This window comes from Pirellulales bacterium, from assembly GCA_036490175.1.
Lineage (GTDB): Bacteria > Planctomycetota > Planctomycetia > Pirellulales > JACPPG01 > JACPPG01.
In genome coordinates this window covers 1-10,699 of record DASXEJ010000234.1, presented here as the reverse complement: position 1 = coordinate 10,699, position 10,699 = coordinate 1, and the positions used below count along the sequence as shown (strand labels likewise).

The following is a 10,699-nucleotide window of genomic DNA, read 5'->3' as shown; positions in this document are numbered from 1 at the left end:
GTATCCCGATGGACATCCAAACCGACGTATACTAGCTTTTTCATGGGACCAGTCCTCCGTGGTGGCTCTGCGCATTGTAAACGCAACTCCAGCGTAACCCACGTCAAACGTGAGCGACTGGTCCCAACCATTCTGTCTACTGACTGCGGCATTTCTTTGTCATTGCCTGTCGCTTTCAGTAAACTGGCGATATGGACACAACGCCTCCTACCCGTCGCCGCCGGTTCCAGTTCGGGCTATGGGCATGGGCTACAGTGGTAGCCATCATCGTTCTATGGTTCTGCTTACATCTAGGTGTAACAGGCTATCGGAGCCAAGTAGAGGCGTGGGCTCTTGTTCATGCTCCTCAGGAGGGCAAGGTCGACGTTGGAGATGTCATCGCGATTTCACCGCTGCGGCTCGCATTAGTTTTGCTTGGCGAACGACCCAGGGACTTCTTCATCATTCATCGGATTGATGGCGAACCGCAGGAGTTTTTCGAGTCGCATGCAGACCGTCTGCGAATGGCATTCCCGGAGGCCAAAGTTGTCGACGTGTCAGAACCGTAATTCACGACCGGTACCCAAGAACCGCCGCCGCTGGTTCCAGTTTGGCCTTCGCACCGGACTGGTTATCGTTACAGCAATCGCGATTGCTCTTGCCTGGCACACGGCGAACGTCAATCGGCAGCGTGCTGCAATTGCCAGAGTTACGGACCTCGGTGGGCATGTGACATACGACTACCAAAGAAAACCGCTTGGCGTTGGTACTTCTTTTTACGCGGAAGTCCAAGATGCTCAAGTAAGTGCTCTGGCATCGTGGCTGGGGACCGATCACGTCCACAACTTAGTTGCCGTAGATTTCATGCGTGTCAAAAAAACTGCGATGACCGTGAATGACCTTCAATTGATTGCCCAAGTGCGAAGTGTGGAGTGCGTGCAGTTTCCCCAAGTGGCGAGTGCCGACCCCTTTCATCATCCGAAGACGACGGTGACCGACGAAATGTTCCAAGCCTTGAGGCCACTACCCCGTCTGCGTGAATTGAATCTTCATAGCACTACCCTGGATGATCGCCAGCTCATTCAATTCGTTGTTTGCCACAGGAACCTATGGCTCTTGCAATTGGCGAATACCGCGATTTCGGACGTGGGCGTCGAACGCTTGGGAGCGTTGACCGAACTTGAGTGGATGGACTTGTCAGCTACGCACGTTACGGATGCCGGTTTAGACCAGCTTCACAGCCTTAAGAAGATGCGTTGGCTCGTCCTAATTTCAACAGACGTCACCCCGGAGGGTGTCGGGCGATTACGGACTGCTCTGCCGAGTGCGACCATTGTTTATCCTTAAGTCCATGACCCAATCTCCCACCACCCGGCGCCGCTGGTTCCAGTTTGGCCTGAGTACGTTGTTTGTACTGGTGACGGTGCTGGCCGTCTGGCTGGGGTGGGAGTTGCATATTGTCCGCGAGCGGCAGGCAATTCGACAACGAATCGCGGAATCTGGTGGCAGAGTGTATCCCAGCGAACAAAGCGAAAGCAAATTGCTACTAACGTCGCTAGGGATGGTGACAGAGTGTCGCATTCCTGTTTGGCGAGAATGGCTTGGTGACGAACCGGTCGGATTCGTTAGGCTAAAAACGAGCGCGAGCTATGCCGAACTCAAAAAAGCAAGGCTGGCATTTCCTGAGGCTCAATTCTGTGCCCGAATGGATCACTAGTTGTCGCCGCGCGTCGAAGCGGCTATTTAGGGCGCCAGCAAGAAGCCTTTTGCATTCTGTAAACTAGCGACATGAGCACAACGCCCCCCACCCGCCGCCGCTGGTTCCGCTTCAGCCTGCGGACGATGTTCGCGGCGGTGACCCTGTTTGCCGCCTGGCTTGGGTGGGAGATGAAATACATCCGCTCGCGCGCCTCATTTCTCGTCGAACACGATTGCCGAAGCATCTCGCCGCACGAGCAATTGTCGCCGGGCAGCAATGGGCGGTTTCATTTTGACGCTACTGGGAGGCTGGTGCTTTTTCCCGACGCCTCAGTAGCATTTTGGCGACGCTGGCTGGGAGACACGCCGAGCCAATACGTTATCCTGCCGCGAATGGCATATGCGGCCAATCGCGAGCAGGCACAATCACTCTTTCCCGAGGCGGAAGTTATAACTGAGTGAATCTGATCCTGCACACGCTAATCCCCCACTACCCCGCTGGCGGGGCGAATCGAGCCGGGTTACTTCGCCAAAACGAATCCTTTTGGCGTCTCAGTGATCTCTTTCTTGTTCCGAAGCCAGTTCAGGTGGCTTAGCACTCTCTTGCGGGGCAACTTCGTGGCTGCGACGATTTTGTCCGCGGTTATCGGCTTGCTGCCCAGCTTGGCGTTTATCAACTCGCCTTGTGAGAACGGCTTTTTCGTCTTGGCCGTTTTGGCGCTCCTCGTGTAGGTGGGTTTCTTCTCGCGCGTCATCATCGTGCTCTTGGTCCACACCCGCTTTGTGCGTGTCGCGGGTGTCGCGTACACATCGATGCACCTTGCCCGCCATGACCAAGTTATGCAGCAATGCCGCGGCTACTCTTTGCTTCGTTACTCTCTTGCGTCTGTTGATCCGTATGCTGGCAGCAAGCTCTCTTTCACGAACCGGGCAAAATCGGTCGCTATGTGGGGTGGTTTGAATTGCACGCTCTTCATCTCGCGCAACTGGTCGCTATGTCGCTTGGGCATCGCATTAATCTCCAATAGGGGGTTAAGCCTAATGGCGTAAACAGGTGCCGATGTGTTGCAATCCTTTCCGGCCGCCAGGATCCCCCCGATTTTGCCTTGCGCGCAGTGGCATCTGCCGGGGACTCAGCGCAGAACGTCCAAATTCCCAATGGTCAGCAGCCGAGGATGTTGGTCTGCGCAATTTGTGGAGGAAGACGCGCTTAAAACGTGTCGCGCGGCAGTACTAAGGCCCTAAAGTCGATGCAACAAGAGAAGGCTGTCCCATCTTGGGCAGTTGTGATGCGGAAAGGCGAGCTTGCCGAAGGCCCTGGCCGCAGAAAACCAATTGCGATTGCGCAATCGCGCACGGGAGTTTTTCATGAGGCAATTCCTACTGCTGCCGGTTGCCCTGTTGCTGGCGTCCTCCGGCGTACCGTTGCATGCCGCGAAACCATCTTGTTGCACAGGTTGCGGATGCCAGCCCTGCACCAGAAAGGTTTGCCGGTTAGTTTGCGAAACCAAGAAGGTGTCAACGCCGGTCTATTCCGTCGTGTGCGAGGACTTCTGCCTGCCCGGCCCGAGCGTTAAGTGCAAGGTGCCCTGCTGCTGCCCGGAAGGGTGTCATGCGGGCTGCCACAACGGCTACAAGATCGTCTACAAGCCGACCTGCGGAAAGGTACGCACGAGGGCCAACCTGGTCGTCGGTAAGAAGGACAAGGAAGTGCCCAGCTACAAATGCGTCGTCGAAGAGGTTTGCGCCCGGTGTGGCCATTGCGCTCATCGCACAACATATCCGTCCGCGGCGGATCGCGCGGCCGCGATTGCTATGGCCGGGCAGGAAGGAACCAATGCTATCGCCGATCCGGGTGAGTTGCCGCCGATTGATGCACCTGTTGTACCGGCTTCCACGACCACGGTAGCTAGCAGCCGCCTCGTCGACCGTTTGTTTGTCCGCAAATAGCCGCTGAGGCGGAGTACGGACTCGCGAGCGACTCTACCTCTCAAAATACACGACTCGCAGCGCCTGGGGGGCAAGGGCGCAATCACAGGGCGTGTTGGCGCCACGTGCATCGGCCAACAGTTGTTGGCAAGCTTCCCAAGACGTGACGTTGGCCCGACGGCCTTCCTCCATCCAGTGCATCCGACCACGGCCGGACTTGTGGCATTTGGACGCAAGGCACCATTGGCAGCGATCCGAGATTATCTGTAATGGCATGCAGACTCGGTAGATATCGACCACAACGCTTCGGCCGCCGGGATCAGCGGATGGCTATGCTCGTGCGAACCCTTCTGTTGGCCTTGCTGGCTGCAATGGCCGTGGGCTGCCGCAGCAACGATCGTCCGGGCGTACCGCATCCCCGTCTACAAGATCCGGAAGCGACGCCCGTCTCTCAGCTGTACTCCTCGTAAGCGCCGGCAAGACTACTCGGCAACCCGTCGAGGACATTCGCGCGATCCGCAGCCGGATAGCTCGCCGCTGGGCGTGCTCAGAAGTCCAAGGCCAACCGCATGCCGCCGCTGTTGATCGTTCCGGCGGCGGCCGCTGCCACCGCCCCTCGCGCCGTGTAGTCGTAGTTGAATTGGAACTTCATGTTGGGGTTGAGAAACCAATTGATGCCCAGAGTGAAGCTGTTCAGCTGCCCACCGTTGATTCCGTTACTGTTGAGGTCTAAATAGCTGTAACGCGCTCCGACCTGAAGCGCTCCCCAGCCGACGGGGTTTCCGCCGTTAGCGTGGTTCATATAGAAGTTGCGATTCGGCACGATGCGCATCGGCAGACCTTCGCGGCGATCGTAGGGCCGGCTCTCTCCGGTCAAGAAATACAGGGCCTCGACGTAAGTGCCCTGGAAGAACACGCTGTTTCCCGGCGAACCTGCCGGCGGCAGATTGATCTGCGCCGGCGGCAGTGCCGAGTTGAACGGGTTCTGTCGTGCATTCTGCAGGAACGTGGCCAGGTATTCGGACTGAAACGTCCAAGGCCCCCAGATCCCGAGCACTTCGAGATTGACCATTTCCTGGCATGACGTCGCAAAGCTACCGGTATCGGCATACAGCGGATTGGCAGTGCTAGGAGGTCCGCTGCGAATATTGCCACGAGTGAAAAGCTCGTCCTGATTCTGATCGGGCCGGCGGATGCTTCCCGAAGTTCCCAGGTGAATCAAGTATCGCCCTTGCGAGATCTCGTCGTAGTACGGCAGGTACGTCCCCCGGACAGTGCCGGCGAATTGGTTACCGATGTGATAGGCGAAAGGATTCGAATTGTTGGGGCCACACCACAATGCCCAGGTCGAACGCAGATCCTCTGTCCAGTCGAAAAGCATGATGCCGGGCGAGAAGCCATTGTTGAACGGCCCATAGAACGCGTCCATGTTGTAGGAACGTTCCATGAAATCCAGCCAGCGGTCGCTAGTGAGATGTTCCAGGCCCAGCGGTTCTTTGAAATTGCCTGCACGGAAATTGCCGATCGGCATCTCGGTAATCGTGACGAACATGTCGGTGATCGACGGCGAAACGACCAATGGCCCTTGGTTCGGCGGCCCTTGCACGTTGGAAGGAAAACCAGGCGGATTGCCGAGAATATTGCGGGCATTGGCCATCGTGGCAAAATCCACTTCGGCGGCCCAGCCGATGAACCGATACATCACTCCGTCGATTCGCACGCGCGCGCGACGGAACTCGGTGGAATCATTGTTCGGCCCCACGCCTCCGTCCGCGATGGGAGTATTCGTCAGCCCAGGGCTTTGGCCGAAGAACCCTGTGTCGGCCTGCAAGCGTCCGCCGACACGCACGATGAAATCCTGGCCCGGTGATTCAAAGACGAATCCGTTGAACCAGCGCGGGAACATCGGGAACTCATTGCCCAACACGTAAGAGTCGGGTGGCAGCGGCGGGGCATTGCCCGACGATTCTGGCGCCGGCAGTTGTTCGATCGAGGTGGGCGTGCCGGCCTGCACTTGCTCCAGTTCAGCGACCTTGGCTTCGAGCGCCGCGATGCGGGCTGCAGGAGATATCGCCTCAAGCGGTCGCACCGACGGACTGGTGCTGGCCGTTGCGTTGCCCGCCGCGACGGGGGGAAATCGTTGTATATAGGGCATCATCGGTAACGTCGCGTTCGACGCACTTACGGCATCGAGATCTTGCGGCGATACGTCCGTCCCCGGCGCCCCCGCGACGCCGGTGCGGCCAGCTAACAGGATTGTTGTCGAACCCGCAGAATTATTTTGCGGCGGCTCTGCAGGGAGCGCGACACGCAGAAAGCACAGCACACAAGTACAAGCAATGCTGGCACGAAACATCCATTCGCGCGCAGCCACCGTCCAGCGTGGCCACACATCGCGCCAACGGCGCAACGTCGAGCCCACACCAGAGCTTGCGCCCGATGTTGATGAGTCGCCGAGCATATTGCCAGGCGAGCGCGAACGCTCGCCACCCCCGCTGAAACTCGCCACAGGGCTGCGTTCGTAGAACGCGCCATGTCGGAGTATCGTCCGGCGCGCTGTTAAAGCTGAAACGATCGCTACGCCTTACCTAGGCCGCCAGGTCGACTCGTCGGCCTGCTAGCATGCCCGCCGCGCGCCGCAAGACCCCGATGCTTCACTCTCGATGGCAATCAAAACAGGGCGCTGGAGCTTGGCGACTTATGGCATTGCGTATTGCAGAGACGGCAGAAACTCTGCGTTGCGAGGTCACCGGAGAGTTGGTACAAGGCTGTCGCGCGAATGTTCTCTGGAGACGCTTTACATGACCCGTAGTACGCGGTGGCTGCTGGTGTTTTTGCTGCTCCTAAGCGCATGCGATATTGGCTGCGCCACGGTCGGCAAACCCGGCGATAGCTATCCGCGCTTGCGCGATCCCCAAGAGGAAGACGCCGCGCACCTCTACTCTGACTGAGTCGTCAACTCGCGCATGTGATTGCTGGAGGGAATCCCTCCGAGAGTGACCGCAGACTCAGATCCCACGGGCGAGACTGCGTTGGCGCACGGCGAGAAACGTGGCCCGGCTGCCATTACTGCCCCTGATTCGCAGCATGGGAAACTGGCTGCCGGCACTTCGCTGTGGCGCTAGCCTCGGGGGCGGTCCGCAAAGGAGAATGAGCGCGTCTTACCTGGGCAGCGTCGCTGCGCGTATTGCCATCGAGTGTGTGTCGTCGGCAATGGCCGACTCTCACCATCGGGCGATTAGAAGTCCATCGCCATGCGTACGCCCGCGCTCTTGATATTGCCGGGACCGGCGGCAGCAACCTGACTACGGTGCGTGTAGTCGAGGTTGAACTGGAATTTGACGTTGGGATTGAGAAACCAGTTCAGACCCAACGTGGCGGCATTGAGCATGCCGCCATTGATGCCGTTGCCGCCACCGTTGAAGCTGTTCAGATCCGAGAAGCTATAGCGCGTTGCGACTTGCCAGGCTCCCATGCCCAGCCTTGTCCCCTTGTCCGTGCGCACCCAAAAGAAGTTCGAGTTAGGAATGATGCGCGTCGGCACGCCGGCGCGGCGATCGTACGGACGGCTCTCGCCTGTCAGAAAATAAAGAGCCTCGACGTACGTGCCTTGGAAGTATACGGTTTGGCCGTTCGACGTGGCGGGCAGCAGCGCGGCCTGTGCCGGAGGTAGCGACGTGTTGTAGGCATCCTGTCGGGCGTTTTGCAACCAGGTGCCAAGATACTCGGCCTGTATCTCCCACGGACCCCAAATCGTCAGCAACTCGCCGTTCAGTTCTTCCTGGCAATTGGCAGCGAAGGCGCCAGTTTCCAAATAGTTGGGATTCACCGTGCTGGGAGGACCGCTGCGAAGATTGCCGCGGGCGCGGAATCTGTCTTGCAGTTGGTCGGGCCGACGAATGCTTGCCGACCCACCCATATGAAACAAATAGCGTCCCTGAGAGGCCTCGTCATAGAACGGTAAAAAAGTCATGCGGGCCGTGCCGGCAAAGTCGTTGCCGATGTGATAGCCAAAGAGGTTGCTCTGATTCGGACCGGCCCACAATGCCCATGTGGCGCGCTCGTCCTCCCGCCAGTTGAAAAGCATTGTGCCGGGCATAAAACCATTGTTGAACGGACCATAGAAAAGGTCCTGGTTGTACGACCGTTCCATGAAGTCGAGCCAACGACTACTGGTCAAGTGCTCTAGCCCGATGGGCTCTTTGAAATTGCCGACGCGAAAGTTGCCGATCGGCATTTTCGTTATCGTCATATAAACGTCGGTAAACTCGGGAACGGCAACCAAGGGACCCTGGCCAGGCGGCCCTTGTAAGTTCGAGGGGAATCCAGGGGGATTGCCCGGTATGTTCGAAGCGTTGGCCAAGTTGGCGAAGTCGTACTCAGCTACCCATCCGATGACTTCCCACATCGTGCCTTCGATGCGCAGACGTGCTCGCCGGAATTGGGTCGAGTCGTTAACCGGACCGACGCCCCCGTCAGCGATCGGCGTATCTCTCACATCGGGGCTGGCACCAAAGAAATTCGTATCGATCTGCGTGCGGCCGCCCACTCGAATAATGAAATCCTTGTTTTTGGATTCGATGATCAGGCCGTTGTCCCAGCGGGGTAGCATCTTCGTTTCATTACCGACGACGTAGCCCTGGGGCGTCGATTCGGGCGTACCGGTCGGCGCACCCTGATTCTCGGGCGTGGAATCCGTGCCTTCGCTCGTGCCGGATAGTGTCTCACGCTGGGCGGGCTGCTGTTGTTGCGCTTGCAGCGCCATTACCTTGGCCTCGAGCGCCTCGATGCGCGCTGCCGGCGAAGATAAGTCTGACGGAGCCGGTAGCGGCGCGGCGGCAGGAACCTGCGCCTGCGCGACCGCGTAATTGTTGGAAGGCGCCCCTTGATAGTAGCCCTGATATTGCGACTGCGGAGGCGGCGCGCCCATTTGCGCGGGCGGATTGACGGCTGCCGCATTCGAGTAGGCCGCCGGATTGTAATTACTCTGGGGCGGCTGGGCGCCGGGCGTGTACGCGGGCGCACCGCCAGGTGGCCCGATCGGCTGTCGAGCTGATACGTAATATTGTGCGGGAGCGGACGCGTTGGCCCAATCCTGTGGAACCGTGCCGTCAGCCAATACAACCGTGCCGCCCTGTAAGTAGACTAGCGCCGCGCACAGTATCCAAGGTATGGCGCGCCTTGCAGCTCGGAGTCGAACTGTTAAAGCGCCGCGTGCCTGGCCGCCGATACGAATGGGCGCACCGCTCTTCCATGCGGAAGATGCGACGCACGAATTCGCGGTAGGCGCGCAAACACGCATTGCCGCTCCTCTTGATCCAGCGCGCAAGCGCGTGCGCAACGGAAGCAATTGCTTCCTGCCCGCGGTTTAGCGCGCACCGGATCGCAAAGTGATAAGAGGCGGTATTCGCCAGAGAGGTAGAAGGTGCGGGATATTACTGATTGGTAATGCAGCCCGCAACAGGAGTTTTCCTTCCTGTGCTGCACCTGCATGGGGGTTAAGCCGCACGACCCCTTACAAAATGGCCATTAAAGACCCGTTCGGTCGCTGATGGCCGCGTCATCTCTGTGACGCCATCGATGCATGCAACCTCGGCGGAAATGATCGCAGGCCGGCCAACCGGCAAACGGTCGCGGCGCGCGTGCTCCGTCAAGCCGAGACTGGTTCGGCCGATCCGTGCTCGGGCAGCGGCTCCTTCGGGTCGCGAACCAGCAACGAGTAGAGGGCCGGCACGACAAACAACGTCGTTACCAGGCCTGCCAGAAGTCCGCCGATGACCGCCCGTCCCAGCGGTGCATTCGCTTCGCTACCGCGCTCCAGCGCCAGTGCCATGGGCACCAGGGCGAAGAATGCCGCCAGCGCCGTCATGACGACCGGGCGCACGCGTACCGACGCCGCCTTGCGAATCGCCTCGGTCGGCGACAGTTTCTCGGCGATGCGCAAGTTCTGCGCGAAATCCACAAGCAGCACCGTGTTCGAGACCACGATGCCCACCATGAAAATGACTCCCAACAACGACTGCACGTTCAAGGCCGTGCCCGTCAGGAACAGAATCAGAATAACCCCCACCACGCCAATCGGCACGGCCGAGAGAATCACCAGCGGAGTGATGTAGGCTTTGAAAAGCCCAGCCATCAGGAAATAAATCAAGAGCGTGGCCAGAATCAGTCCCAATCCCAGGCTGCGAAATGTGTCCTGCATGCGCGAGTATTCGCCGGACAGCTCGATGCGGCTCCCTCCCATCAGCTTATGCTCGGCCGATGTGGGATCGAATGGCCGCCATCCGCCATCGGGTAACGGCGTACCGAACTTGGCGACGACCTTTGCCACATCGTCAGCGACGTGCCCCAGGTCGCGGCCATACACACCCATCGTCAAATCGATCGCCGGCTGCAAATTCGCATGGGTCACTTCCGTGGGCACGCTCGTTCGCCGCAACGAGACGATATTCCGCAGCGGAATGGCCTGGTTCTGCACCGGACTGGTGATGGGAATATCAAGCAGCGTATCAATCGACAGAATATCTCCTTCGGGGTACTGCACGCCTACGTAGTATTGATTGGCGCTGATTGGATCGATCCAAAAGTTCTTCTTATTGAACTGGATGCTCGAATTCAAGGCGGCGATCACATTTTTCATCACATCCCCCTGGGATAGCCCCAGGTCGGCCGCTTTTGCTCGATCGACGTCAAGAATGTACTCGGGATAGTCGAGCCGCTGGATGATGCGCGTATCGACGACGCCCTCGATCGGTTGGATCTCGCGCTGAATCGCCTCGGCCACGGCGCGTGCCTTTTGCTGGTTCTTGGCTTTAATGCGCACATTGAGCGGCGTCGATTTTCCTTCGTTCATGGCGCCGCGGATCATGCCGCCAGAATCGAAGGCGAATTCCAGATCGGAGAAGCGCTTGTCACCGGCAAAGGTGGTACGCAGCTTGTGTACATAATCCTGCGCCGAGTGATGCCGATGCTCTGTCAACTGCACCTTGACCACGGCATCCATGGGGCCCGAGTTCGGCGTATAGGCCGAGGACCAGTCGGCCACCACCCCCAACTCGCTGATAATCGTCGTAAGATCTTCGCCCAAGTTCTC

The 10,699-nt window shown here is 58.7% G+C and carries 10 protein-coding genes; 5 read left to right on the top strand and 5 right to left on the bottom strand.

The annotated features are described in order from the left end of the window. Positions 1–525: 525 nt before the first annotated feature. The 3 genes from VGG64_17255 to VGG64_17245 all read left to right on the top strand — a co-directional run bounded on the left by VGG64_17255 (position 526) and on the right by VGG64_17245 (position 2,139). Positions 526–1,326 (top strand): hypothetical protein, encoded by an 801-nt coding sequence (locus VGG64_17255; protein HEY1601353.1) that lies wholly within the window; start codon positions 526–528, stop codon positions 1,324–1,326. A 4-nt stretch (positions 1,327–1,330) separates the two neighbouring features. After that, on the top strand, positions 1,331–1,696 hold the full coding sequence (locus tag VGG64_17250) for a hypothetical protein (GenBank protein ID HEY1601352.1): 366 nt from the start codon (positions 1,331–1,333) through the stop codon (positions 1,694–1,696). Between the two features lie 71 nt (positions 1,697–1,767). Beyond that, positions 1,768–2,139, top strand: coding sequence for a hypothetical protein (locus tag VGG64_17245; protein ID HEY1601351.1), 372 nt, complete (start codon positions 1,768–1,770; stop codon positions 2,137–2,139). A 59-nt stretch (positions 2,140–2,198) separates the two neighbouring features. On the opposite strand, the gene VGG64_17240 is transcribed toward VGG64_17245, so the two are convergent. Then, a complete protein-coding gene (locus VGG64_17240) occupies positions 2,199–2,486 on the bottom strand; it encodes a hypothetical protein (GenBank protein ID HEY1601350.1) in 288 nt (95 codons plus the stop codon). A gap of 63 nt (positions 2,487–2,549) precedes the next feature. Continuing rightward, complete coding sequence (locus VGG64_17235) at positions 2,550–2,687, bottom strand: hypothetical protein (GenBank protein ID HEY1601349.1); 138 nt, start codon at positions 2,685–2,687, stop codon at positions 2,550–2,552. Between the two features lie 358 nt (positions 2,688–3,045). Here VGG64_17235 and VGG64_17230 point away from each other — a divergent pair, with 358 nt between their 5' ends. Beyond that, positions 3,046–3,627, top strand: a complete 582-nt coding sequence (locus tag VGG64_17230; GenBank protein HEY1601348.1) for a hypothetical protein — start codon at positions 3,046–3,048, stop codon at positions 3,625–3,627. A gap of 526 nt (positions 3,628–4,153) precedes the next feature. On the opposite strand, the gene VGG64_17225 is transcribed toward VGG64_17230, so the two are convergent. Beyond that, a complete protein-coding gene (locus VGG64_17225; protein ID HEY1601347.1) occupies positions 4,154–5,764 on the bottom strand; it encodes a porin in 1,611 nt (536 codons plus the stop codon). Between the two features lie 643 nt (positions 5,765–6,407). On the opposite strand from VGG64_17225, the gene VGG64_17220 reads away from it, so the two are divergent. Continuing rightward, positions 6,408–6,557: a hypothetical protein gene (locus VGG64_17220; protein ID HEY1601346.1), complete on the top strand. Its 150-nt coding sequence runs from the start codon at positions 6,408–6,410 to the stop codon at positions 6,555–6,557. Between the two features lie 287 nt (positions 6,558–6,844). Here VGG64_17220 and VGG64_17215 read toward each other — a convergent pair whose 3' ends face one another. Beyond that, positions 6,845–8,725 carry a porin gene (locus VGG64_17215; GenBank protein HEY1601345.1) on the bottom strand — a complete coding sequence of 627 codons (1,881 nt, stop codon included), beginning with the start codon at positions 8,723–8,725 and terminating at the stop codon, positions 6,845–6,847. Between the two features lie 531 nt (positions 8,726–9,256). Beyond that, the coding region (locus tag VGG64_17210; protein ID HEY1601344.1) for an efflux RND transporter permease subunit at positions 9,257–10,699 on the bottom strand (1,443 nt) is incomplete at its 5' end.

What these genes read in the sequence shown, in the direction of transcription:
- VGG64_17220 (HEY1601346.1), top strand. Translation starts at nt 6,408, where the DNA reads ATGACCCGTAGTACGCGGTGGCTGCTGGTGTTTTTGCTGCTCCTAAGC.
- VGG64_17235 (HEY1601349.1), bottom strand. Translation starts at nt 2,687, where the DNA reads ATGCCCAAGCGACATAGCGACCAGTTGCGCGAGATGAAGAGCGTGCAA.
- VGG64_17245 (HEY1601351.1), top strand. Translation starts at nt 1,768, where the DNA reads ATGAGCACAACGCCCCCCACCCGCCGCCGCTGGTTCCGCTTCAGCCTG.
- VGG64_17225 (HEY1601347.1), bottom strand. Translation starts at nt 5,764, where the DNA reads ATGATGCCCTATATACAACGATTTCCCCCCGTCGCGGCGGGCAACGCA.
- VGG64_17250 (HEY1601352.1), top strand. Translation starts at nt 1,331, where the DNA reads ATGACCCAATCTCCCACCACCCGGCGCCGCTGGTTCCAGTTTGGCCTG.
- VGG64_17230 (HEY1601348.1), top strand. Translation starts at nt 3,046, where the DNA reads ATGAGGCAATTCCTACTGCTGCCGGTTGCCCTGTTGCTGGCGTCCTCC.